Below are 25,085 nucleotides of genomic sequence, written 5' to 3'. Positions count from 1 at the left end.
AATCGAAATGACGATCGACATTAGCCGCAAGACATTCAATTCGCACCGCAATACGGCCTGGACCACGACCATGCAGGGCCGTGTCGCAACGGATGCCCCGATCAACGAGGACCGCAGCCTTCGCGACCGACGGCTTCGCGCGATGATGACCCATCTGATCGGCCGGGCGGGCTATCCCGCAACCCAGCCCGACAGCTTTCTCATCGGGCTTTCCGGCGGAGCACTGACCATCGGTCCGGGGACGATGTATGTCGATGGCCATCCGGCCGAGAACTTCGGCACCGGGACGCCGGTCTTCGACGACATCCTGTCCGAGATGTGGGGGCTCGAGCCAGTTCCCTTCGACGATCAGCCCTACCTGCCGGGAGTGACGCCCGACCCGCCCGAAGACGGGACGCATCTGATCTATCTGGTCACATGGCAGCGGGACACGACCTTTCTCAACGACCCGTCCATCCTCGATCCGGCGATCTTCACCGATACATTCGCGCGTCGACAGACCGTCTGGCAGGTGCGCAGCTTTGGCCCTGTCGGCCCTGGCATCGATTGCGATACCGATGATGAGGATATCCCTGGCTGGAGCGCCCTGATCGCGCCTTCGGCCGCGCGCCTGACCACGCGGGCGAACCCGGCTGCCACCGATCCCGACCCCTGCCTGTTGCCGCCCGACGCCGCCTTTCGCGGCACTGACAATCGCACCTATTTCTTTGCTATCCATAACATTGCGCCGGACGGCACGCCGCTGGTCAAGTTCTCGCGCACGAATGCCGTTGTCGCCACCGCGATCCTTTCGCAACCGGCGTCCGATGTCCTTGAGGTCGCGCAGGTCGCCAAGGATGACTTCCTGCGCTTCAATCCCGGCGACTGGGTCGAGATCACCGATGAGGTGCGGGTCCTGACCGAAACTCCGGGCGTCATCGCGCGCATCCTTTCGGTCGACGATCCGTCCGACACGATCACCTTGGAAGCCGCATTGCCAGCCGGGACCATCCGGCTGCACGGCGCGGGTCCCGATGCCGACCAGAGCTTCTTTCCGGTGGTCCGGCGCTGGGACCAGACGGGACAGGTGCGCGATGAAACAGGCACGCTGGTCGTCGATCTGGACCTGCCTGGTGCGGACGGCCTGATCCCAGCGCCGACGGATGGCACCTTCCTTCACCTCGAAGACGGCGTCGAGGTCGCGCTGACCCTCGACCCCTTCGGCGGCGATTTCCGTCCGGGGGACAATTGGAGCTTTATCGCGCGCTATGCCGACAGCTCGGTCGAGGAGCTGGATCTTGCGCCGCCGCAGGACAACCAGCTTCATTACTGCCGACTTGCCTTGGCCGAGGCGGCAGGTGGGGTGTGGACCGAGGTCTTCTCGGACTGCCGCGATCCGATCGAAGAGGTCTGCTGCTGCACGGTCGTCGTGCGTCCCGGAGAGGATATCCAGGCAGCGATCGACAGCTTGCCCGACGATGTCGGCGGATGCGTCTGTCTCAAGCCCGGCGAACATGTCCTGCAGGTCCCGATCGTCGTTTCGGCACCGAACATCACGCTTCATGGCGAATGCCATGGGGTGGACGTCCGGCTGGATGGATCGGGACCGGCGCTCAGCATCCTCGGCACGACGGGGATCGAGGTCCACACCATCGCGTTTTCCCACCGGGCGGCCGAGGGCAGCCAGGGTGTCGTCGAAATTCTCGACAGCAGCGGGATCAGTGTTCACGACTGCGCCTGTGCCGCCGAACGCGGCACATCGTCTTCGGGGATCGTCGTCGTCGCATGCTATGACGTCACGATACGCGATTGCTCGATTGCGGGCACGGTGATCGGCATTATTGCCGGCTACCGCTCCGAGGAAATCATCCTTGCGACGAACCGCCTGGACCTCGGGGGCGAGGGTTTCGAAGGGCTGAGCGGCATCGCCGCGCCCGGTGCGATCGGGCGCCTGACGATCACCGGGAACCGTATCGCGGGTGCGGCCACGGGCGTCAGTCTGAATGATGACGCCACCGGGCAAGAGCGCTTCTCGCTCGCTCTCGGATCGCTGGTCGCGGATAATCTCGTCTCGCTTTCCGAAACCGAAGAAGCGCCTGATGCCGAAATTTCCCGGCACGGCATCGACAGCGCGGCTGACAGAACCGTGCTGCGCGGAAACACCATCCGCTTCCGGGGAAGTGCCCGCGCCGGCATCCGCGCGACGGGCTCGGGGCTTGTCATCGTTGAAAACCGCATCGACGTGACCGCCACCGACGCGGCGCGCAATATTGGCATCCTGATCGGCGTGCCCGACGATGTGGCGCATCTCACAACGGGGGTGAACCTCTCGGCCAACATGCTTGCGGGCATGACGACGGCAGTCTTCATCCGCGATGCCATGGGGGTCGATCTCTCGGATAACGACATGACGCCTGCGGCGGCAGAAGGAGCGCCGGCCGTGGCATGTGACGAGGCCTTGTCGCCCCGCATCGCCGGCAACACCATTTCCGGCAGGGCAAACGCGATCATAGCCACGAATGGCCGAAACGCCGTGATCGAGGCGAATGCCATCAGCGGCACTGAAATCGCGATCGGGTTGAGCGGCGAACTTGGCGCGAGCGTGCGCGGAAATCGAGTGACGGATTGCCGGTCCTTTGGTGTGCTCGCGATGTACTGCCTTGGGCGCATCACCGTGGTCGAGAACCGGGTTGCGAATTGCGGGACGGCAGGGCCGTTCCCCTGCGGGATCGGCGCCTTCTTCATTCTTGGCGAATGGCATGTCGAAGCCAATGAGGTGCTGGATACCGGGCTTCCCGTCGAAGGCGACGCCAATCCCCAGGCCGCGGCCGGGATCATGGGTTTCCTGATCCTCGAGGCCCGCGTCGAATCCAATCTGGTGTCCTGTTCAGACCTCGCGCGCGTTCCCGATGGTCGCGAAGATCGTGCATTGCTGATGCAGGGGCTGCTGGAAATCCGGTTCACCTTCGGCGATCGCGTGATCAGCTTCGGCTTTTCCTGCCAGATCGTCGACAACAAGTTCATCGGCAAGGGCAACAGGGCATTGGTCGAATTGCGGCAATCAAACATCTCCGACAATGTGGCCATCAGGTTCGAACGGGTGTTCTTCTGCAACAACTACGTGATGCACCAGGGGGGCGTCGCCGGGGCAGGGAACGCATCGGTGATCCTCGACGGCACTGCGGGTGTCGTCATGGGCAATCAGGTAAAGGCCCTGAGCTTCGCCCATCCGTCGATGAACCTTGGCAATATGCCGGGAACCGTGATCGGCAATGTCACGGCATCCGGCATCGTCAACGGTCCGAACTTCCCCGCGCCCGAGTCCAGCTTCAACCTGATTTTCTGAAGGAGACGAGCGATGAGCGTGAGCAAGGTGATCGAAGAGCAGAAGAGGATATTCGAGGAGGCCGGCAAGCGCTTCGGCAGCGACGTCCGGGAAACTTCGGTCAGGGTGGATGCGGCGGCCGAGATGATCAAGCGGGTCGAAATCCGGATCGAACGGCTGAACGCCGAGAAAAAGGCGGTTCTCGCACGATATGACGAAGCCATCGCCGCCGAGGAAGCAGCCCTGAAGCAGATCGCGGCGATCCGCCCGAACCCACCGCGCGAAGCTGTCGGCAAGGATACGGCAGACCGGCTTGGCAAGCTCGGTGCGACGCTGAAGGCGGCCGACGCACCCTCGGTGAAGACAAGGTCAAAACCCGCGACCCGCGGGGCGGCGAAAACGACGAAGAAGACGAATCCCAAGAACAGGTGAGCGCAGATCCGATCATCGTCCGGTGCTGGTTGGAGGCTTTTTTCTGACTAACCGCTCCGTCGCGGACCTATCGCTTTTCGTGCTTCCAGTTCGACCGTCAGGCGATGCCTGTCGGATTCGAAGGCCAAACATTCGGCGCTGCGATCCATGGCCATTTCAGCTTGCCTGGCGGCGGCAGCCCGGAACTCGGGACCACCCATCTGCGACAATGCGAGAAGAACCTTCTGGAGGCGAAGCTGAACCTCGATCAGGCCCGCCCCGTCCCGTCCCACAAGCATGAACGCATCCTCGAAAAGATCATCGTCTTGCAGGGGCGGGATGCGGATCTTCGGATAGTCCACCTCGTCGGAGCTTTTCTCTTTCCCCCACAGGGCCATCAGGCGGGTCGTCCTGCCGATGACGTCAATCGCCGTGCCGAAATCGTTCACGGCCGGCGAAAGGGCGCGGCAGGCGATCTCGCTCAGGACAGCCAGTCCGAAGCGCGGGTCCTGGTCGAAACTGCGCTCGATCCCTATGGTGAAGGCCGCACGGATCTTGTCGATGACCTCATCGTCCGGCCGCCCCTCGTCTACGTCCAGCCAGGCCAGCGCCATGTCCGGGTAGACGAAACTTCCGGGGTTGAGCGGCACGTTGATCGTCGCCCCGATCTTATCGGCGCATTCCGCGAGCGCAGGCATGTCGATGTTCTGCAGATAGCCGATTTCCTCTGACATCACCGAAATGGCGTGATCGGGGACAGCGCTTCCGACACGAAGCGGCAGCCCCCCCAGGCAGGGCGCCGCCAGGCGTTGTTCGATCGCGTTCCGCGTTGCCTGTTCGACCCGGTTCGTCGTTTCGCCCACGCGTCCCAGTCGCGTCAGGTGATCAATCCAGCGCAAGAGCGTGATGACGATCAGCGCGACCACGCCGATCGTGACCGCGAACAGGATCAGCCGGCCGCGTTCACCATAAGCCCCGGTCTTCAGCACGATGATGCCCACGATGCTGAAGAGAAAGGTGCCGATGAATGTCGAAAGGACATTCTGGGTCACGCGATCTTCATCAAGCAATTTCGTGGCGCGCGGCGTGACATTGCTTGTCGCCGCGCCATAGGCCGAGGTCATCACGCTCAGCGAGAATGTGGTCACGGCGAGCATGCTTGATGCGATGATGTTGAGCAGGCTCTCGACCGCATCCGCCCCGATCTTTCCGGGCAGTTTCCAGGGCACGAATTCTTCGGCGAATGCCGCGAAAATGGCGGTAAAGACACCGAGCAAACCGATGAGTGAGGCTCGGAACCAAAGCCTGCGTGTCAATTGTCGCAGCATCCATTGCCAGCGCGACATGCGTTGTCCTTCGTGTTGGGCTCTCTAGATGATAATGACCGAAAGCCAGACCGGTTCATTTTCCCCGTGAAAGAGGTTGCGCGGCTATTCGGACAGATGATCGATAAAACGCTGGAAAACTTCGCTCTGGCTGAAGATTCCCGACCGCCGATAGATGTTAGAAGGATGAATTTTCAACGTTCCTTCGGTGACGCCCAGATGTTCGGCGATCGAGACGCTGCTGTGCCTGCGGAAAATAAGCTTCGTCACGCTGTGATGCGCGGGTGCCAAAAGCGTGCGAAAGCACCCACGCAGCCATGCGGCAATGGATTGCCGCGGCGAGCTTCCGGCGGGGTCTGGATCACCACCGCCGGAAGCAGGTTTGTCAGAACGCGTAGCTGACCGAAATCAGACCACCCGGATTTTCATCCTGATAGGTACCCTCGGCCGATATCGTGATCTGGTCGATCTTTGCGTTGACCGAAGCTCCGATGCGGAAAATGTCGCGGCTGTCGAAGGCCGAGACCTGGTCGATCGGCAGACCCTCGATGAAGCCGCGGCTGTTTGTGGCACCGTCATCCAGAGAATGCTCATAGGCGGCACTGACGGCGGGAGAGATGCTCCATTTGCCAAGCTGGGTCGGGGCGGCTTCAAATTCGACGCCAAGCAGCAAGTCGCGGCGGTTTTCGGAAAGCTCGTCCATGTCCAGGGCGAGTTCGCTGCCGGTCTCGGTGAAAGCATCGCGCTTGAGATGGCTGAAGCGAATTCCGACGGTCGGCGTCACGCGATAGGCAGGCGTGACATAGTCGTAGCCAAGCTTCAGGCTGGCGCCGTAAAGGTTGCCATCGGTGCTGCCTGTCGCCGTGCCAAGGCCTCCGCCGATCCGGCGCTTGCTGTCATAATCGAACTGGGCCGCCGTGAAGTTCACCGCGGCGAACGCGCCCCGGTCGAGGCTTTCGAAGCCGTAACGACCACCCAGCGTGACGAAGACCTGATCGGTATCGACCTCGCCCGCGGCTGACGAGGTCGAGCCGTTCAGCGTGCCCGCACCCACATAGCCGGACATCTGGCTGTCGAAGCGCTTGCTGGCACCCAACATGAAGCCGGTCACGTCGCCTTCGCTGCGCGCAATGCCCGGGCGAGCGTCATTTTCCTCGTGGAAGGTCAGACCCTTGGTCCAGACTTGCTGCTGCCCGTCTTCCATCGCGCGGCCCGACGCATGGGGAACGGCAGCGTCGATCAGGGAAATCTCGCGCAGCAACGAACTGGCCGCATCGGCATGGACTTGCCCGCCAACCGTCGTCTCGACCCCGCCCAAAGTGCCGGCATCTATCGCGGATTGCAGGTAGTAGTTGTAGTTCGTGTAGGCCCCCGAAAGATCGCTGTCCTGCAGGTCGCTGAGCACGCGCGCACCGGCCGCGGCGTTGCCGGTCAGATCTTCCTGGCCGGGCAGGGCGTAGCGGACCATCTTGCCCCGCAGGACGTAAAGCGTCTCTTGCGAGAGCCCAAGTCCCTGCGTGACGTAGTTTTCCATCGTCCCGTAGTTTGCCGCGACTTCGTCGAGGCCGGCCTGCAGGAAGCTCGCCTCGACACCCAGAAGCGGTTCCATGGCCTCGGCGAAGGCTGTCCCGTAATGCGACTCGTAATAGGCATAGGTTTCGGCCACGCGGTCGGCGGTGTATGCGTTGGTGGCGAGATAGTCGGCCATGATGTCGGCATCGCTCACGCCAGCAATGCCTTGCAGCACTGCCGCAGTCCAGCCCGTCCGGTCCTTGCCCGCAGTGCAGTGGAAAAGCGCCGCATCCTCGGCCGAGGCCAGTCCGTTGAACAGCGTCGCAAAACGATCCTGCACGTCACTGTCATTGACAAAGGAACGCTCGGCATCCTCCATCATCGCACGCGAGGCCTCGGCGCTGGTCAGGCTGAAGCCGGTCCCGATATCGCCGATGATATTCACGTTCGTGTAGCTCGCGCCCCTGGGCATCCGGTCAGGGGTCGAAGCAATCTCGCTGGTGGTGCGCAGGTCATAGACGTCGCTGATGCCCAGCGTCTCGATCGTGGCGAGATCCTCGTCCGAAAGGGTCAGCGCATTCGAGCGATAGAAGACGCCCGATCGCATCACCCCATTCTTGGCCGTGGAATAGGCCGTCGTCGTGCCAGCTACATCGCGGAAATTGTCGACGGACGACAGGCGGACGGTGTCGAGAGCGTCGGCAGAAGCGGCGCTGGCTTGCACAAGTGCCAGCGCGAGGGCGGTCGCGGACACCGTGGTCGTTAGTTTAGGCAATGTATTGTATCTCCAGTGAAACCCTGCGGGACAGGGGACTTGCGGAGCGCGTGTTTTGAGCCGATTGGTAACAAACAGGTTATAAATGCGTGACTGTTTTGTGAAATTTCTAGCGGGCCCGTGCCCCCTCTGCATCCGAAGCGGGATCTGGCAACTTCGAAAAGTTTCTGGGCTAATTGGGGCAGCCAGGCGATGTTTCGCATTTGTGATTTGGTGCACGCGCCGGTTTTGGCGAGGCTGGAGACATGCAAGTTCCCTTTCACTCTTCCGTGGCGTCTCTTCTGGTGCTGGCCGGGCTGACCAGTCCCGCACTTGCGCAAACGCCTGCGGGCGATATGGGCGTCGGGGTCGAGCTGGTGCTGGCTGTGGATGTTTCGCGCTCGGTCGATCCGGACGAGAGGGCAATTCAGCGCCAGGGATATGCCGCGGCCTTCCGCAGCATCCAGCTGCAGAAGGCGATCCTTTACGGGGACTGGAAGCGCATCGCGGTGACCTATGTCGAATGGGCAGGGGCGCAGTCTCAACGCGTCGCGATACCATGGACGCTGATCGACAGCGCTGCTGGGGCAGAGGCTTTCGCCACGCTGATAGAGTCGGGCGTCTCTCCGCCGGTTTCGCGCACCTCCATTTCGGGCGCGATCGATTTTGCCTCTGATCTCTTCGAGGGGAACGGATTTGCCGGCACGCGGCGGGTCATCGACATTTCCGGCGACGGGCCCAACAATCAGGGCGGAAGCGTGACCGAGGCCCGCGATGCGGCGGTCATGCGGGGCATCACCATCAACGGCTTGCCGCTGATGACGGATTCAGAGGACGGATATGGCGGCTGGAGCAGCATTCCCGACCTGGATCGCTATTATGTCGATTGCGTAATCGGAGGCACCGGCGCTTTTTCAATTTCGGTCACCAGCTGGGACCAGTTCGCGGCCGCCGTGCGCCATAAGCTGGTCCTTGAGGTCGCGGGGCGCTCGCCCTTGGTCCGAGAAGAACTGATCCGGGCACAGGCCTTGCCTGCGGCCGATTGTCTTGTCGGCGAAAAGCTATGGGGTGAGCGGCAACGCAGTTGGGGTGAGTAAAGGGCGCCACGGCCGTAAAGCTTCGCCGTCAACGTGAAGGCGCCCTGATCCGGTGCCCAAAGATGACCAGAAGGCTTGCGACAAGAACGAACGCGCAAAGCACGGCCTTGGTCAGCGGCTCCATTGCTCCCTCGATCAGAAGGGCGTGAACCACGCTTCCGACGATGACAACCAGTGCTGCCGCCCGATGACCGAGATGCCAAGACCGGCTGCGCCGTTGCCGTATCGCAAGAAGCGCCATGAGGAAAATAGCCCACATCGCCATCACGCCCCAGACCGAGAAGGGCGTGGGAGAGACGAAGAGAAGCGCGTCGATCACGTCCGGGGGGCTGGTGATCCACAGCCCGGCCACATGGACAAGCACCAGCATCACCAGCGTCGCGCCAGTCCAGCGGTGGGCGCGGCGCCCGCGGCCCCCCCGGAACCCGGGCAGGTGTCCCGCTGCCAGAAGGGGTTGCAGCAGCAGCAGGCACATGGCGACGATGCCGGAAAAACCGGCGATGATGTAGACCGGCCTGCGCCATGCGAGCAAAGGGCTTTCAGCCGCCACCATGAGCGGCACCGCAATGACGAGAGCAAGCGCGATCCAGATCGCGAAGTGTCGCCACGGGCGTCTGTCCTGGCCGGGCAAGTCTCAGGCCGGCTGCAGGATGAAATGCGCCTCCAGGCTCTTGTCGCGCGCGCTCCGCATCACCGGACGCAGGAAGACGGTCTGGAACTGGCCGCTGTCATAGGCGAGGTGGCCATGAGGTTGACCGAAGGCCGGGACGATCTGGGGCATCTCGAGGCGGAATATGCCGCTCGCATCGGTCAGGGTGGCGCCGTGACTATGCGGGTCGCGTTCATGCCCTTCGGTCGTATGCGCCCAGATCTGGATGCGCTGCCCCTCAAGCGGCGCGCCGTCGCCCGCACGCCGCACCGTCCCCGTCATCCAGAAGCCGCCGCCGCCGATCCGATTGACCAGCGGCGCACCGGGCCGGTAATTGTTTGCACCGCCCCGCATTGATGGCGTAGGCGCAAGCCCCTTTGCCTTGGCGGGTACCAGCAGGCCAGACGCGGCAGTGACCAGAAAGGCTCCACCGGTGACCAGCAATGTTCGGCGATCATGTCGGATATTGGTCATGAGAAGCCTCCTGACATTCGTGCGGTTTCCCGGGCAGACCTCATCTTACCCGGGAATTGGCGAGCACCCAAGGAATCGGGGCCCGAGTGACCCGGAATTCGCGGCACAATGTCGTGAGGGCGGGCTGTTTGGACAGTCACCGGGGGTGCCTGCCGCCGGGCCGGAGTTTTGGGGCCCGGACAGATAAGAGATCGCCGAGCGTGAACAGGCACCTTGTCGGGACACCCTGATCAACGCGCGGTCATTTGGGTCCCGGTCTTCTCGGCATTGTGCCGGGCCAGATATCGCCTGTCGTCATTGCTTGAGAACAGGACCGCGCAGGCCATGCCGACACAAACGCCAAGCAGGGTGTCCAGAATCCGCTCTGGTGCCATGGCCGCTCCGGCGACATGTGGTGCGGCCAGGTGGCTCATCAGCAATGCCATCGGCGTCACCAGGACCTGCCCCAGACCATAGTTTGCGCCGATGATCATCTCGGTCGCAAATTGGAGCAGGAACAGGGCGCAGATGATCGCCCAGAGCGAGGGACCCTGAAACAGGATCAGCCAGGCCAGAATGGCACCGAGGATGGTGCCCACCATGCGCTGCAAGGCACGATTAAGGCTGATGTGCAGATGGGAGCCCTGCATCACGGCCAGTGCGCCCATCGCCGCCCAGGCCGGATGGTCTGCGCCGAAAGCATGGCTGGCAAATATGGCGACAGCCGATCCGGCCACGATCCTGCCCGCCGCGAAAAGCCTATGGCCGATGGGACGATAGGGTTCTGCGGGAAAGGCCCGATCTGCCGGCGCAGGGCGGCGCAGGGTTTCGGTCGTTCGACAGACCATCCAGGCGAGCGCCGCCACCACCGCCGTAGCCGAAACGCGTTCGAGCAGTTCGGTCGGTGAACCGACCTGACCCATGGAGGCGCCTGCAGCAAAGACGAAGATCAGCGCCCCCGGGGGGCCGAAGCTGCCGGTGACCGCGACGAAGAAAAAGAACCCGCAAGACAGCGCCAACAATGCGAACTGGAGCGGCAGAGGCGCCCCCAGCAAGGCTGTCGTCGACATGACCAGAACAGCCATGACCTGCCAGAAGCCACAGGCGAGAACGACGCGGCTGCGGTCGCGATGCGGTGCGAAACGACCGAAGAGCGCAATCAGCGCGCCAAGTGAACCGAAACCGATCAGATGCGGCCAAGGAGAAAGGTTGATCAGCGGCAGGGCAATGGCGACGGTCAGCCCGGCCTGCAACCCGGCAAGGCCCGAATTGTAAAGGAACGGCTGTTTGCCCAGGGCAAAGCTGTCGCGCAGGTGGTGGCGCATCATCAGGTGGCGCATCGCCTCTATCCGACCTGTAGGCCGTTCCGCCGAAGGGCGAAGCTCCGGGCCCGGTCCGGCGCTCGTCATCGGCTGGTGTCCTTGCTGTCAGTCGCGGGGGCAAGGCGTTCTTCGATCTTGTCAAAGCACTCGAGCATGGTTGCGATATCACTGTCTGCAAGATCGACGAGCAGCCTTTCCTCTCCCTCACGCAGGGCCTTGAGGATTTCCGTGACCCTTTGCTCTCCAAGTTCTGTCAGGTGGATCAATCTTGCGCGGCCGTCGCTGGCGTCGGGGCGTCGCTCGATGAGTCCTTGCCGCGACAGGATGTCAAGAACGCGGACAAGGCTCGAACCATCGACGCCCACCAGCAATGCCAGCTCTTTTTGCGTGATCGCATGGCCGCTTTCGCGCAGGTGCACAAGCGGCACCCAGGTTGCGTCGGTCAGGCCCGCAGCCGCCAGATGCGCGTCCAGCGCGCGCCGCCATCGGCGCGCGAGGATAGAGAAGCGGATGCCAAAACGAGAACGGGGGGACGGGTTATGCGTCATGCTGCCCATTATGGTGCAATATAAATTGCATTGCAATTCAAATTAAATTATTAAGCATATTCATAACGAAATTGCTCGAACCCACTTTCCGAAAAACGCTCGGCGATCGCTTTGGCCCATCGCTTCCTTCGCGTTTTCATCCCATCCGGACAGTCCCGGCCGGGGCATATCAGACGGGACTCGACAGATCGAATTTCGCACGCGACATTGATGATCTCGTTGCGGAGAGCGCACATGAAAGGGAATCGCGAAAGAATCGATGAGTTCTTCGCCGCTCAGACCGCGTGGCGTGACGAACTCGTTCTCTTGCGCAAGATTCTTCTCGACAGCCCGCTGGTCGAGGAATTCAAATGGAGCTCTCCGGTCTACACTTATGGCGGCGGCAATGTCGCGATCCTTTGGGGGTTCAAGGACCGCGCAACCATTGGTTTCTTCAAGGGCGTGCTGCTTCGGGACCCGGAGGGAATTCTTGAGGCTCCGGGTCCGAACTCGCGTTCCTCGCGCTGCGCCAATTTTACCGATGCTGCAGAGATCGAACGGCTTGCGCCAGTTCTCGGCGCTTATGTGCACGAGGCGATCGAAATCGAACGGTCGGGGGCAAAGGTCGATCTTCCGAAGGATGATCTTGATTATCCGGATGAGCTTGTCGACCGATTGGACAGCGACCCCCAGTTCCGACATGCGTTCGAATTGCTGACACCTGGGCGGCGCCGTGGGTGGGTGCTGCATTTCTCGCAACCAAAAATGCCAGCCACACGACATGGCCGGATCGAGAAGGCACTGGCGCGGATTCTCGCCGGAAAAGGCATGCATGATCATTGAGCAGGGCTGTCCTGCCGGGCATTGACTGCGGGAGATGACAGGACCGGAATGCGGGACAAAGCGTGCCCTCGCCCTTTTGAAAAACGTGCCGCACCTGGAAAACACGGCCGGGCATCCCTGCTTGCTGCGCCAAGTTTTCCAAGGGGGCCGGTAAAGGTGGCTGAAACCATCGCGCGCAGGCTGCGTTATGACGACAGAATGTCCAGACGGCGGATATTTCCATGCTCTGACCGAAGTAAACAATTCCGGCAGATCCTCTCGGCTGCCGTTTCGACCCGCTCAAGAGCTTTCCCAGCAGACAGAAAGAGGTATCAGGGATGTCACAACCCAAGATCGCAGTTGTCTTCTATTCGACCTATGGGACCAACCATCAGGTTGCCCTTGCCGCCGTCGAGGCCGCGAAAGAGGCCGGCGCAGAGGTGCGCCTTTTGCGGATCGCGGAAACCGCACCCGAGGCCGTGGTAAACGGGCAGGAGGCCTGGAAGGAGCAGCTTGAGAAGGTGCAGGACATTGCCGTGGTCACGCCGGACGACATGGTCTGGGCCGACGGATATTTCTTCAGCGCGCCGACCCGTTTCGGGGGTGGGCCAAGCCAGTTGCGCGCCTTCATCGACACGCTGGGCGGTGTCTGGTCTGCGGGCAAGCTCGCGAACAAGACCTTCACCGCCACGACCAGCGCACAGAACCCCCATGGCGGCCAAGAGGCGACTATTCTGTCGCTTTACACATCGGCGATGCATTGGGGCACGATCATCGTGCCACCCGGCTATACCGATGAAGTCCTCTATGAAGCGGGAGGCAATCCTTATGGTTTTTCGACCGAGGCAGGAAAGTTCGATGACAAGGGGCGGGCCGCCGTCGCCCACCAGGCCAAGCGGTTGGTCGAGGTGACTGCAAAGATGATCGGCTGATCCTGCGGCCAGGTTGACGCAAATGCCCGGCGCAATTGGTAACTGCGCCGGGCCGGCAGATGACTGGGGCGGGTTTTTCTAGGATCTCGCACGCGAGAAATATCCCACGCAGGTCAGCACGGCGACATAGAAGACCGCGACAAGAAAGATGCCGATCACGGCCGAGGCAGCGATGCCGCCCAGCACTCCGATCCCGATGGATTTCTGCGAGGCAGCCCCCGCACCTGTGGCCGTCGCAAGGGGCAGGACCCCCAGCATGAAGGCAAGCGTGGTCATCAGGATCGGACGCAGCCGCATGCGCGAGGCTTCTATCGCCGCATCGACAAGGGGCTTGCCCTGCTTGCGCAGCATCTCGGCAAACTCGACGATCAGAATGGCGTTTCTGGCCGCAAGACCGATCGTCGTGAGCATGCCCACCTTGAAATAGACGTCATTCGACTGGCCAAAGACCAGTGCTGCAGACATTGCGCCGACGATGCCGATCGGAACCGTCATCATGACCGAAAGAGGCACCGTCCAGCTTTCGTAAAGCGCTGCGAGCGCAAGGAAGACCACAAGCGCGGACAGGGCGAAGAGCATCGGCGCCTGATTGCCGGAAAGCCGTTCCTGGTAGGACAGGCCCGTCCAGGCCGTCCCATAGCCCCCCTCGATATCGGCGACGAGTTCCTCCATGACATTCATCGCCGTTCCTGACGACACGCCCTCCGCCGCCGCGCCCGAGATTTCCATCGACCGGGTTCCGCCATAACGCGCGAGGCTTTGCGCCTTCTGGTCCCATTGCTGGCTCGTGAAGGCGGTGAAGGGCACCATCCTGTCGTCCGAATTGCGGACATACCATTTCTCGATATCCTCCGTCTGCATGCGCGCCTCGGCCTCGCCCTGGACGATCACCGGGCGGAGTTGGTCACCAAGCGCGAAATCGTTCACATTGGCGCTTGCGAAGATGATCGACAGGGTTTCGTTCAAATCCGAGATTGACAGGCCGTAAGCTGCGGCCTTCTGCTGGTCGATGGTGATCCTGCTCGAGGTCTCGAAGGGCGGGTCGTTGCCCTGAAGGCTGGTGACGCGCCCGTCGGCCGTCGCCTTTTCGACCAGTTCGTTTGCGGCATCGGCAAGTGCCTCCTGGCCTCGTCCCGACTGGTCGATGAGCTGCATGGTGAAGCCGGATGTGTTGCCCATGCCGGGGATCGCAGGCGGCTGCATGAAGATCACCTGGCCGTTCTTGTTCGACATGAAATGGATGTTACCGCGCGTCGCCATCGAGCCGGCATCAAAACCTTCGCGGTCCTCGAAATCCTTCAGCTTGACGAAGATCATCGCATTGCGCTGGCTCGATCCGCCGAAACCAAAGCCCAACGCGGCGTGGACGCTTTCGGCCGTGTCCTTTTCGGTGTTCAGGACATATTGTTCGACCTCTTCGATCAGGGCCTCGGTCCGCGCCGTGGTCGATCCTTCCGGTGTCTCGACCATGACCATCAGAACGCCCTGATCTTCCGATGGGAGGAACGATCCGGGAAGCTTCTGGTAAAGCATGTAGGCTCCGGCCCCGAAGGCCAAAAGCACGACGAGGAAGCGGAAGGGGCGCAGGACAAAGCGCGCGACAACGGCGGCATATCCGTTGGTCGCCCGTTCCAGGTTGCGGTTGAACCAGCGCGCCGGGGCGATGCCATCGCCATGCTTGCGCGGGCGCAGCAATGTGGCGCAAAGCGCCGGGGTCAGGACAAGCGCCACGCCCAAGGACAGCACCATGGCGCTGATGATCGTGATCGAGAACTGCCTGTAGATAATCCCCGTCGATCCCGACATGAAGGCCATTGGCAGGAACACCGCCGAAAGCACCATGACGATCCCGATCAGCGCAGACGAGATCTCGTCCATGCTTTTTTCGGTGGCCTCGACAGGTCCAAGCCCTTCCTCTTCCATCACGCGCTCGACGTTCTCGACCACGACGATGGCGTCATCAACGAGAAGGCCGATCGCCAGGACCAGTGCGAACATCGTCAACGTATTGATCGACATGCCCGCGAAGGCCAGCACGCCGAAGGTGCCCAGCAGGACGACCGGGATCGCCAAGGTCGGGATGAGTGTCGCGCGAATGCTCTGCAGGAAGACGAGGATCACCAGAAACACCAGCAGCACGGCTTCGATGAGCGTGTGATAGACTTGGTTGATGGATTCCTCGACGAAGGGAGAGGTGTCATAGGGGTAGACGATTTCGACCCCGGTCGGCAGCGAGGTTTGCAACTTGTCCAGCACCTCCCGCACTGCCTTCGCCGTATCGACGGCATTCGCTCCGGTGGCAAGGTTGACCCCGAAACCGGCTGCAGGCTTGCCGTTGAACCGTGAATGCGTCCCATATTCCTCCTGGCCGATCTCGATGCTTGCGACATCGCCCAAGAATATCGTCGAGCCGTCGGTTTCGGTCCGCAGCAGGATGCGCTCGAACTCCTTGACCGAGGTCAGTTGCGATTGCGCGGAAAGCTGCATCGTCAATTGCTGGCCCTTGACCGTGGGCTGCGCGCCGAGACTGCCGACGGTGACATTCGTGTTCTGCTCGGAGACGGCCGAGACGACGTCGGAAGCGGTCACCCGATATTGCACCATCCTGACCGGATCGAGCCAGATCCGCATCGCATAGCCTGATCCGAAGGTGTTGATCGAACCGACACCCGCCGTGCGCTGCACCGGGTTCTTGATCGACTGCTCGACGAGATCGCCGAGCTCGATCGAGCTGTGGCTGCCATCCGTCGAGGTCAGCGCCCCGACCATCAGGATCGACGAGGTCGAGCGCGTGACCGATACGCCCTGGCTTTGCACCGCATCCGGCAGTTGCGAGGTGACGAGCTGCAGCTTGTTCTGGACCTGAACCTGCGCGATATCCGCATCGACGCTGTCATCGAAGGTCAGCGAGATCGAGCTTGAGCCCTGCGACGATGTCGAGGTCATGTAGATCAGGCCGTCAAGCCCGGTCATGCCGTCCTCGATGACCGAGGTGACCGAGTTTTCCACGATATCGGGCGAGGCCCCGATATAGGTTGCGCTGATCCGAACCGTGGTGGGCGCAATGTCGGGATATTGTGCGATGGGCAGGCTGGACAGGCCGAAGAAACCGGCGAGCATGGTGACGATCGCAAGGACCCAGGCAAAGACCGGCCTGTGGATGAAGAAACGGGCCATGGCGCTTTACTCCGTTACCGGGGTCTGGGCGGGCGTGTCACGGATGACGCCGCTTTCGTCGATCTCGACCGGTATCGGCGCGATCTCGGCCCCTTCGGCAAGGTTGGTGATCCCGTTCACGATCAGCTCCTCTCCGTCGCGCAATCCGTCCGCGATGATCCAATCATTCTGGTAGACACCCTCGTCGGTCAGCCTGCGCTTCACGGCCTTGCCATCCTCGGCAACCCAGGCGGTCAGCGATCCGTCTCGCTCGCGCGTCGCCGCGATCTGCGGCACGAGGATCGCCTCGACCTCGCCGATTTCGATCTGGCCGCGCACGAACATGCCGGGAAGGATGCGCAGTTCGGCATTCTGGAACCGAAACCGGAAGTCGATCGAGCCGGTCGAGGTCGAAACATTGTATCCCGGCGCGACGATCTCGCCGGTCACGGAATAGCTGGACCCGTTTTCCAGCGTCAGTTGGGCGTTCAATGTCTGCGCGATGCTGACCTGTCCGGCATCGATCCGATCGCGGATGCGCTGCATCCGGGCCGAGGGCTCATACATGTCGACATCTATCGGATCGAGTTGGGTGACTGTCGCCATCGCGTCGCTCTGGCCCGAAGTCACGAGATCACCGGGTGACACCTCGGCGACCGAGGGCATTCCCGCGAGAGGGCTGGTGATCGTGGTCCAGGACAGTTCGGTTTCGGCAAGGCGCAGAGAGGCGGTCGCGGCCTGCTCGGCTGCCTGCGCCTTTTCCATCGTGGCCTGCGCTTCTTCCAGCAGGGCCTTTGTCGATCCCGTCCCCTGCAATTGCCGGCTTCGGTCATAGGCGGCCTCTGCCTGCGGCACCGCTGCCCTGGCAGAGGCCAGGTTGGCGCGCGCCTCTTCCACTGCGGCCTCGTAGGTGGTCGCGTCGATACGGAACATGGGCGTGCCCACCTCGACGGGCTTGCCCGGATCATAGAGTACTTCCGTAACGAAGCCGCTGACCCTTGGTCTGATATCGACTTCGGCCTTTGCGACGGCGCGGCCGGGCAAGGTCACGATCAGTGGCACGGACTCCGTGCGCAGGGTGATCGTTCCGACCTGCCTGGGACCCTGCGCGGGCTGCTGCGCCTGTGCCGCACCTGCCGACAGGGCTGCAAGAAGGATCGCTATTCGGGCGAGGGGGGCGAGATCGCGGCGGATCATGGCAGGTCTTCCTTTTTCGAAAGGGCGGGACTTGAAGCGATTGTGCGTCGGCCAAGGCGCAATCCCAAGCGGGAACACCCTTGCCGCCGGGCGAATGTGTCTATCTGGTCGTCCCGGATGCCGGTGGGCCGAGATATCCCGCAGCCGCACTGGGTGTCTTCGGTTACGATCCTGTGTCGTTGCCATGATCCTATCCGCATTGCCTGGTCTGGAATCCCCCGATCGCGGGCGCGTCGCATACCCTTTGGCCAGACATGCCCGATCCGCGCCGGACCGCATCCAGAGATTTGTAAGGAAGCTTTTCCGGCCGCCGGGCAGAAACATCCGCTTACAAAACGGCGATCCTGGAAATGAAGGATCACCGTCGGGACCAATCGGCGAAACAGCTCCGTACTAGTCAGCGCGGCGAGGCGCCGCGACTGCCCGCGCTGAAACGAACAGGCCGCAAACGACGCAGTATGCGGATGGCCTTTGGCGATCGGGCGTGTCGTCGCAACAGGAATGAAAGACATGAAAATCGCACTTGCGCTGGCGCTGCTGGGCACTCTTTCTGCATGCTCCGCGCCGGAACCGGTCGGACGGATCTACCGCTACGCCGAGGGGGCCGACCCCGCATCAGGCTACCAGTCCGGCATGCGCTATACTGGCGGGGGCACGATCGTCGATCACCTGAACCACGACCTGAGCAGGCCCGAGGGCGGTCAGCGCTGGCTGCTGGTGCCGGGCAACTTCCTGCTGGTCACGGCAGACGGGACGATTGTTTCAGCCGTTCCAGCGAAATTCAGCGGATCGTGATGCGTTCGGACATTGGGGCGCCGCGGGACAGGGGCATCGGTCATTGCGTTCGTCGCCCCCAGATCCTATACGCCCCGCATACCGGTCGCAGCCTACCCGGTCATCAAAACAAGGACTGAAGAAAATGAAGACACTTGTCATCTGCTCGGGCGGGCTGGATTCCGTTTCGCTTGCCCATGTCGCCGCGGGGACGCGGGAACTGACACGCCTCGTGTCCTTCGACTACGGCCAGCGACATCTGAAGGAACTCGACTTCGCCGCCGCGGCCGCCCGTCGTCTTGGCGTGCCGCACCATGTCATCGACATGCGGACCATAGGCGCGGCCCTGACCGGTTCGGCCCTGACCGATGATATCGACGTGCCCGACGGCCACTATGCCGAGGAAACCATGCGGATCACCGTCGTGCCGAACCGCAATGCGATCATGCTCGCGGTGGCCTATGGCATCGCGGCCGCGAATGGCGACGAGGCGGTGGCGACCGCGGTGCATGGCGGCGACCATTTCATCTATCCCGACTGCCGCCCGGCCTTCACCGAGGCATTCGACCGGATGCAGCGCGCCGCGCTCGACGGCTATGCCGATGTTTCGCTTTGGACGCCATTCGTGCATCGCACCAAGGCCGATATCGTGACCGAGGGTGCCCATCACGGCACGCCCTTTGCCGCCACCTGGTCCTGCTACAAGGGGGGCGCACAGCATTGCGGCCGCTGCGGGACCTGCGTCGAACGGCGCGAGGCATTTCATCTCGCCAGGGTCGAGGACCCGACCGAATATGAAGATCCTGACTTCTGGCGGCAGGCCATTGCCGATCACGGGGGCGCCTGATGTTTCGGATCAGCAAGGAATTTCATTTTTCGGCCTCGCATCAGCTCACGCATCTGCCCGCGGATCATCAATGCGCGCGGCTTCATGGCCATAATTACGTGGTGGTCGTCGAACTGGCCTCGGCCTCGCTCAACGGGGATGGTTTCGTGCGCGACTATCACGAGCTGAAGCCACTCAAGGACTATATCGACGAGGTCTTCGATCACCGCCATCTCAACGATGTGCTGGACGGCCCTTCGACCGCCGAGAACATGGCGCTGCACTTCTTTGAATGGTGCCACTCGCGCTGGCCGGAAACCTCGGCGGTTCGCGTCTCGGAAACGCCAAAGACCTGGGCGGAGTATCGGCCGTGACGCTTCGCATCGCGGAGATCTTCGGACCGACGGTGCAGGGTGAGGGCGCCCTGATCGGCGAGCCCACCGTCTTCGTGCGTGCGGGCGGATGCGATTATCGTTGCAGCTGGTGCGACAGCCTGCATGCCGTCGAAAGCGCCTATCGCCATGATTGGGCCGCGATGGGCCATGACGAGGTGATGGCCGAGATCCGCCGCCTGTCCGGCGGCCTGCCCTTGACGGTTTCCATTTCCGGCGGGAACCCCGCCATCCAGGATTTCGGGCCGCTGATCGCATTGGGTAAAGAGGAAGGCTACCGGTTCGCCTGCGAAACCCAGGGCTCTGTCGCGCAGCCATGGTTCGCCGCGCTCGACACGCTGGTCCTCAGCCCCAAGCCGCCGTCGAGCGGCGAGCAGATCGATTGGGGCAAGTTCGATCGCTGTCTCGAGCTTGCGCGGGGATGTGGTCAGGCCGTGATGAAGATCGTGATTTTCGATGAGGTCGACTATGGCTGGGCGCGGGATGCAGCGGAACGCTACCCCGATCTGCCGCTGTTCCTGCAGCCCGGAAACCCTGATGTCGATCCGACCCATCCCGTCGATCTGCAGGTGGCTGTGGACCGGCTGCTTTGGCTGATCGAAAAGGTGACGGGTGATCGCTGGTTCACACCCCGCGTGCTGCCGCAGCTTCACGTGCTGGTCTGGGGCAACAAGCGCGGCGTCTGATCGCTCGGCTCGGCGGGAACGCCTCCGGGCATGGGCACGTTCACTGACGGGATGTTCGCCGATCGGGCGGACCGAACGAAAGGGACATGTCATGACCGTCGCGAAGAACACGATCTGCCTTTGGTTCGACAAGGGGGCAGAAGAGGCCGCCCGGTTCTATGCCGAAACGTTCCCCGACAGCGCGATCACCTCGGTCCACACCGCGCCCACCGACTACCCGTCTGGAAAGGCCGGAGACGTTCTGACGGTCAGCTTCACCGTAGCGGGAATTCCCTGCCTTGGCTTGAACGGTGGGCCCATCTTCCAGCATAGCGAGGCTTTTTCGTTCCAGATCGCCACCGAGGACCAGGACGAAACTGATCGCTACTGGGACGCCATTGTCGGCAATGGCGGCGAGGAAAGCGCCTGCGGATGGTGCAAGGACAAATGGGGCATCTCGTGGCAGATCACGCCCCGAACCCTGACAGAGGCGCTTTCCGCCGGGGGTGACGAGGCAAAACGGGCATTCTCCGCGATGATGACCATGCGAAAGATCGACGTCGCCACGATCGACGCCGCGCGACGCGGCTGACCCGCCTCCGGCAATTTGACGGATCGTCCAATGAAAGGGGCGGGCGGAACGGCATTTCCTTCATGCCGTTCCACCCGCCCGCAGTCATTTGTGGCAATCAGGCCGTCTGGTACCAGGATTGCGCCACGTGATCTTCGATCTCGATGATCGTGGGCCCGTTTTCCGAGAAAGCGGCAGCCAGTGCTTCGAGCAGTGCGGAAGGCGTTTCGACCCTTGTTGCCTTCGCGCCGAAACCGCGTGCGATCATCTGGAAATCCGGGGTCAGGATATCCACGCCGATCTCGGGAATGCCGCGATCACGCATATACGTCTTGATCTCGCCATAGCCGCGATTGTTCCAGACGATCACCGGCAACGAAAGGCCCAGCTCCACGGCAGAGGCGATCTCGGCCACGGTGAACTGCAGGCCACCATCGCCGATCAGTCCGATCACCGGCCTTTCGGGGCAGGCAAGCTTGGCGCCCATCGCCGCAGGCAGCCCATAGCCGAGCGTGCCGAAACCGGTCGACGAATTGAACCAGCTGCGTGGTCGCTGTGCGTCATAGGTCAGGTTTCCGCCGTAAACCGGCTGGGTCGAATCCCCCGCAAAGATCGCATCGGGATAAGCGCTGGCGATAAGATCGAGGATGCGCCCATGCGTGTGATAGACCGGTGTCACGGTGGCGAGCGACTTGGCCCTTAGCGCGGCGGTGCGGTCCGTCTGGGGGGCAGGCGTGTCGCCAAGTGCGGCGATAAGCGCGGGGCAAAAGCTCCGGCTGTCGGCCACGATCCCAAGTGCAGGCTGGGCGTTGCGCATGATCTGCTCGGCCTCGATGTCGACGCGGATCAGTCGTCCGTCGATCCGGGGCCTTGCGCCGAACAACAGCGTGTCGGTTTCCCCCAGCTCGGTTCCCACGGCAAGGACGACGTCCGCGTCGCGCAGCTCGTCAAGCATCGGCGACTGGGGCAGCAGACTGCCGACAAGAAGGGGATGGCCCGGCACGAGCAGCCCCTTGGCATTGATCGTCAGCAGGGTGGGAGCACCCAGCGCCTCGACCATCTGCCGCGCGGAATCGCCGGCTGCAACCGCGCCACCGCCAAGAATGACCAGCGGCCGGCGCGCCGACCCGAGCCACTCGGCAGCGCGCGCGACGGCGACTGCATCGGGCGCGGGAACCGAAATCTGCTGCGGCCGATCCAGTGCGATCCGTCCCGCCGGCTCGACGATGACGTCAAGCGGCAATTCGATATGCACCGGTCGCGGTCTGGCCGAGTTGAACACGGCCGCAGCCCGGTCGATGATCGCAGGAAGATCCTCGGCGGACATGACGGTATGACTGAAGGCCGAGACCCCGGAAACCAGCGCACTCTGGTTCTTCAGTTCGTGAAGCCGACCTTCGCCGCGGCCCAGCTCGTTGCGGTTCAGCACGCTTGAGATGACCAGCATCGGGATCGAATCAGCATAGGCCTGGCCCATCGCAGTGGCGATATTCGTCATGCCCGGACCCGAGATGATGAAGCAGGCGGCGGGCCGCCCGCTGGCGCGGGCATAGCCGTCGGCCATGAAGCCTGCGCCTTGTTCGTGCCGCGGCGTCACATGGCGCAGCGAAGTGTTCGCCATGCCCCGGTAAAGTTCGACGGTGTGAACTCCGGGAATGCCGAACACGGTGTCGATGCCATGCGCTTCAAGCAGGCTTGGCAGTGCCTCTCCCACGGTCATCGCCGTTTCGTGACGGCTTTCGGCGGGCAAGCCGGGCGTGGCAGGAATTGCGGTGACCATGGGATGTCCTTTCTTCAGAAGATCACGACCTTGGCCAGGAAGATTGCGATGGGGGTCGCAATGATCGTGCGGATCACGAACAGCATCGCAAGATGGCCAAGATTGAGCCCCAGATTGGCGCGCAGCAAGAGCGCTCCGACTTCGGACATGTAGATCAACTGCGAGACAGAGAGGATGGCGATCAGGAAACGGGTTTCCTGGCTGGCAATCTCGGCCCCGATCAGCGCGGGCAGGTACATGTCGGCGAAGCCGATCACCAGCGCGGGCGCGGCAGCCTGGGCTTCGGCGACATTGAACCACTCAAGCACCGGGACGAAAGGCATCGAGAGCCAGGTGAAAAGCGGTGTGTATTCGGCGAGGATCAGCGCGATCATGGCGACGGCTAGCGTGGCAGGCACAAGACCGAACCAGATGCCGATCAGGTTCCGAACACCGTTCTTCAAAAACCCTGTCGGCCCCGGAGCAGCATCGGCGCGGGCCAGGCCCATGCGGATTCCGGCCTGGAACGCGGTTTCACCGGGCAGGATGACATCGGTCTCCTCGCTGGCGCGGCCATGGGCGAAAGTTTCGGGCAGGCGGCTCAGCGGGGGAATCCGCGGCAGGATCAGGGCGCAGACGAAGCCGATGAACACGACCGAGGCATAGTAGCTGAAGAAGATGTCCTGCAGGCCGACGACCTTTGCGATCACATAGCAGAAGGGCACCGAAACGATCGAGAAGGTGGTGGCGACGGTCGCGGCCTCGCGACGGTTATAGACACCCATGTCATATTGCTGGACGGTCAGCATCACACCCACCGGCGCCGCACCAAGCCAAGAGGCGAGGCCGTCAATGGCCGCACGCCCGGGCAGGCGGAACAGGCGTTTGAAAATCCGCGACATGAACGCGCCGACGAATTCCATGAATCCGTAATCGGTCAACAGCGGCAAGGCGATCGCGGCAAAGAAGAAAAGCGCCAGAAGGTTCTTCATCAGGAAGCCGACGACCGTGCCCCCGGTTGAATCCGCCGTCACGAAAGCCGGTCCCGTGCCCGTGAAGTAAAGCAGGCAGAATGCCGCGCCCAGCGTGCGGAGCACCAGCCATGCAGGCGACACCCGGAAGGTCTCGGCCAGAAAACCGGATTGGGGCCCAAGCCGGAAAACCGAGAATGCGATCGTCGCGGCGGCGGAAATCACCGTGACGGCAATCAGCAGCGCGCTGACCAGCGTTCCGAAATTGTCATTGACCCAGTCGATCAGAATGCCGAAGGGAATCGTGAAACTGGCGCCATTCGGGATTGGGGCGAGAAAGACGACGGCGCCCAGAATCGAGGGCAGCGCGAATTTCAGCCAGAGGTTTCGCGACTGCGAAACGTGAGCAATGTCGGTCATTAGGTCTCCTTTCAGACTCGCCCGCGCCGATCTTGCGGACGGTTCCAAGTGGTAAAGGCCATGAGCGTTGGTCGATGGGGCATCGCAGCACCGGCCAACGAACGCGCGTCGACAGGAACGGGCCATCTTGCGATGGTCGATATCTGTCGCCCGGCCATTGTTTTCCTCCCTCGGGGATGGGGTATCTCCATCGCGAATGGCCCCTCCCGCCGATTTGACTTGACGCGGTAGCAGTAACTTGCCTCTAGAACCATCATGCCAGTTCGATAAAAAGCATCGTTGCGGATCGATGCTTTGGGGGGGAGCCCAATGCTGACATCATTGACCGCTGCCGATCTTCGCGCGCTCAGGGTTTTCGAAGTCATCCACCAATGCGGCAGCTTTGCTGCTGCCGAACGCCAGCTTGACGTGTCTCAATCGACGATCAGCGCCCAGATTTCGGGGCTTGAGAAGCGTTTGGGCTTTCGGCTTTGCGATCGGGGGCCGGGCGGATTTCGCCTGACCGAGCGGGGCCGTTCGCTGCTAGAAGCGAATGCCCGCCTGAATGTCGCGATGGAGGATTTCACCCAGACGGCGGCCGATCTGTCCCGCCGGGCGGTGGGGACGTTGCGTCTGGGCCTGATGGACCATGTGTCGGCCGATCCCCGCTTCCCGGTCGTCGAGTTGCTGCGCCAGTTCCACGAACGCGCGCCGGATGTGAATGTCGAGATCGTGCAGGACATTCAGACCGCGCTGGCCGACCAGGTTCAGAAGAAGGCGCTCGACCTGGCGATTGGCGCCTTTCCGATGGACGATCCGAATTTCGACTTCGTTCCATTGTATAACGAGCGACAATTCATCCATTGCGGACCCTCGCACCCGCTTTTCCACGGCGCACCGCATGTCGTCGACGCGGCGACCCTCGAGGCGCAGAGATGGGTGCGCCGCAGCTACTACCTCACGCCCGAGGATGGATTTCCCCTGTCGCTTGGCCCGGCTGCCGCAACGGCCGCCAATCTCGAGGCTGTCGCGATCATTCTCGGGGCGCTGCCCGTGTTAGGCTATCTTCCGCCCCATGCTGCTGCCCCCCTGGCCGCGCGTGGCCAGATCCGGCGCGTGACGGACAGCTACTCGATCTCGTTCCCGGTCTCGCTTCTGTCCCGCGCAAGCCGCCGAGAGACGACAGCGATGAAGCGATTCCGCCTGCTCGCGGAAAACTTCTCGCGGTCACGTCGCTAGGTGAAGGGCGAGGCCGGAATAACGCAAG

The 25,085-nt window shown here is 62.4% G+C and carries 21 protein-coding genes; 11 read left to right on the top strand and 10 right to left on the bottom strand.

Annotated elements, in window-relative coordinates:
- Positions 1–7: 7 nt before the first annotated feature.
- Together RGQ15_RS21460 and RGQ15_RS21455 are read left to right on the top strand one after the other, a co-directional pair.
- Positions 8–3,325, top strand: coding sequence for a DUF6519 domain-containing protein (locus RGQ15_RS21460; protein WP_311162935.1), 3,318 nt, complete (start codon positions 8–10; stop codon positions 3,323–3,325).
- A gap of 12 nt (positions 3,326–3,337) precedes the next feature.
- Positions 3,338–3,736, top strand: a complete 399-nt coding sequence (locus tag RGQ15_RS21455) for a hypothetical protein (protein ID WP_311162934.1) — start codon at positions 3,338–3,340, stop codon at positions 3,734–3,736.
- Between the two features lie 47 nt (positions 3,737–3,783).
- Here the strand turns inward: RGQ15_RS21455 and RGQ15_RS21450 are convergent, their stop codons facing one another.
- A complete protein-coding gene (locus RGQ15_RS21450) occupies positions 3,784–5,061 on the bottom strand; it encodes a DUF2254 domain-containing protein (protein WP_311162933.1) in 1,278 nt (425 codons plus the stop codon).
- 364 nt (positions 5,062–5,425) lie between these two features.
- Entirely contained in the window at positions 5,426–7,327 is a 1,902-nt protein-coding gene (locus RGQ15_RS21445) for a tyrosine-protein phosphatase (RefSeq protein ID WP_311162932.1), read from the bottom strand.
- Between the two features lie 245 nt (positions 7,328–7,572).
- Between RGQ15_RS21445 and RGQ15_RS21440 the strand changes: the two genes are divergently transcribed.
- On the top strand, positions 7,573–8,403 hold the full coding sequence (locus RGQ15_RS21440) for a DUF1194 domain-containing protein (protein ID WP_311162931.1): 831 nt from the start codon (positions 7,573–7,575) through the stop codon (positions 8,401–8,403).
- A 28-nt stretch (positions 8,404–8,431) separates the two neighbouring features.
- Here RGQ15_RS21440 and RGQ15_RS21435 read toward each other — a convergent pair whose 3' ends face one another.
- The 4 genes from RGQ15_RS21435 to RGQ15_RS21420 form a co-directional block, all read right to left on the bottom strand.
- Entirely contained in the window at positions 8,432–8,956 is a 525-nt protein-coding gene (locus RGQ15_RS21435) for a ferric reductase-like transmembrane domain-containing protein (RefSeq protein ID WP_409201369.1), read from the bottom strand.
- 81 nt (positions 8,957–9,037) lie between these two features.
- Entirely contained in the window at positions 9,038–9,526 is a 489-nt protein-coding gene (locus tag RGQ15_RS21430; RefSeq protein WP_311162929.1) for a peptidase associated/transthyretin-like domain-containing protein, read from the bottom strand.
- A 230-nt stretch (positions 9,527–9,756) separates the two neighbouring features.
- Complete coding sequence (locus RGQ15_RS21425; protein WP_311162928.1) at positions 9,757–10,914, bottom strand: FUSC family protein; 1,158 nt, start codon at positions 10,912–10,914, stop codon at positions 9,757–9,759.
- Positions 10,911–11,375 carry a MarR family winged helix-turn-helix transcriptional regulator gene (locus RGQ15_RS21420; RefSeq protein ID WP_311162927.1) on the bottom strand — a complete coding sequence of 155 codons (465 nt, stop codon included), beginning with the start codon at positions 11,373–11,375 and terminating at the stop codon, positions 10,911–10,913. The genes RGQ15_RS21425 and RGQ15_RS21420 overlap by 4 nt, the downstream gene beginning before the upstream one ends.
- Positions 11,376–11,609: 234 nt before the next feature.
- Between RGQ15_RS21420 and RGQ15_RS21415 the strand changes: the two genes are divergently transcribed.
- Together RGQ15_RS21415 and RGQ15_RS21410 are read left to right on the top strand one after the other, a co-directional pair.
- Positions 11,610–12,197 carry a YdeI/OmpD-associated family protein gene (locus RGQ15_RS21415; RefSeq protein ID WP_311162926.1) on the top strand — a complete coding sequence of 196 codons (588 nt, stop codon included), beginning with the start codon at positions 11,610–11,612 and terminating at the stop codon, positions 12,195–12,197.
- A gap of 317 nt (positions 12,198–12,514) precedes the next feature.
- Positions 12,515–13,108: an NAD(P)H-dependent oxidoreductase gene (locus RGQ15_RS21410; RefSeq protein ID WP_311162925.1), complete on the top strand. Its 594-nt coding sequence runs from the start codon at positions 12,515–12,517 to the stop codon at positions 13,106–13,108.
- 78 nt (positions 13,109–13,186) lie between these two features.
- Here RGQ15_RS21410 and RGQ15_RS21405 read toward each other — a convergent pair whose 3' ends face one another.
- Positions 13,187–16,285 (bottom strand): efflux RND transporter permease subunit, encoded by a 3,099-nt coding sequence (locus tag RGQ15_RS21405; RefSeq protein WP_311162924.1) that lies wholly within the window; start codon positions 16,283–16,285, stop codon positions 13,187–13,189.
- Positions 16,286–16,291: 6 nt separating this feature from the next.
- Positions 16,292–17,461 (bottom strand): efflux RND transporter periplasmic adaptor subunit, encoded by a 1,170-nt coding sequence (locus RGQ15_RS21400; protein WP_311162923.1) that lies wholly within the window; start codon positions 17,459–17,461, stop codon positions 16,292–16,294.
- A gap of 510 nt (positions 17,462–17,971) precedes the next feature.
- On the opposite strand from RGQ15_RS21400, the gene RGQ15_RS21395 reads away from it, so the two are divergent.
- The 5 genes from RGQ15_RS21395 (at position 17,972) to RGQ15_RS21375 (ending at position 20,710) form a co-directional block, all read left to right on the top strand.
- Positions 17,972–18,256 carry an RcnB family protein gene (locus RGQ15_RS21395; protein ID WP_311162922.1) on the top strand — a complete coding sequence of 95 codons (285 nt, stop codon included), beginning with the start codon at positions 17,972–17,974 and terminating at the stop codon, positions 18,254–18,256.
- A 124-nt stretch (positions 18,257–18,380) separates the two neighbouring features.
- A complete protein-coding gene (gene queC, locus RGQ15_RS21390) occupies positions 18,381–19,082 on the top strand; it encodes a 7-cyano-7-deazaguanine synthase QueC (protein ID WP_311162920.1) in 702 nt (233 codons plus the stop codon).
- Entirely contained in the window at positions 19,082–19,435 is a 354-nt protein-coding gene (queD, locus tag RGQ15_RS21385) for a 6-carboxytetrahydropterin synthase QueD (protein WP_311162918.1), read from the top strand. The genes queC and queD overlap by 1 nt, the downstream gene beginning before the upstream one ends.
- Entirely contained in the window at positions 19,432–20,139 is a 708-nt protein-coding gene (gene queE / locus RGQ15_RS21380) for a 7-carboxy-7-deazaguanine synthase QueE (protein WP_311162917.1), read from the top strand. The genes queD and queE overlap by 4 nt, the downstream gene beginning before the upstream one ends.
- 91 nt (positions 20,140–20,230) lie before the next feature.
- Positions 20,231–20,710, top strand: a complete 480-nt coding sequence (locus RGQ15_RS21375) for a VOC family protein (protein WP_311162915.1) — start codon at positions 20,231–20,233, stop codon at positions 20,708–20,710.
- A 97-nt stretch (positions 20,711–20,807) separates the two neighbouring features.
- Here the strand turns inward: RGQ15_RS21375 and RGQ15_RS21370 are convergent, their stop codons facing one another.
- Both RGQ15_RS21370 and RGQ15_RS21365 read right to left on the bottom strand, forming a co-directional pair.
- Entirely contained in the window at positions 20,808–22,469 is a 1,662-nt protein-coding gene (locus tag RGQ15_RS21370; RefSeq protein WP_311162914.1) for a 5-guanidino-2-oxopentanoate decarboxylase, read from the bottom strand.
- A gap of 14 nt (positions 22,470–22,483) precedes the next feature.
- Positions 22,484–23,839: a YjiH family protein gene (locus tag RGQ15_RS21365; protein WP_311162913.1), complete on the bottom strand. Its 1,356-nt coding sequence runs from the start codon at positions 23,837–23,839 to the stop codon at positions 22,484–22,486.
- Positions 23,840–24,148: 309 nt separating this feature from the next.
- Between RGQ15_RS21365 and RGQ15_RS21360 the strand changes: the two genes are divergently transcribed.
- Positions 24,149–25,057, top strand: coding sequence for a LysR family transcriptional regulator (locus RGQ15_RS21360; protein ID WP_311162912.1), 909 nt, complete (start codon positions 24,149–24,151; stop codon positions 25,055–25,057).
- The last annotated feature ends 28 nt before the right edge of the window (positions 25,058–25,085 follow it).

It is taken from the genome of Paracoccus sp. MBLB3053, from assembly GCF_031822435.1.
GTDB lineage: Bacteria > Pseudomonadota > Alphaproteobacteria > Rhodobacterales > Rhodobacteraceae > Paracoccus > Paracoccus aurantius.
Note: the sequence above shows the minus strand (reverse complement) of the source record. Positions and strands in the feature narration are given on the sequence as shown.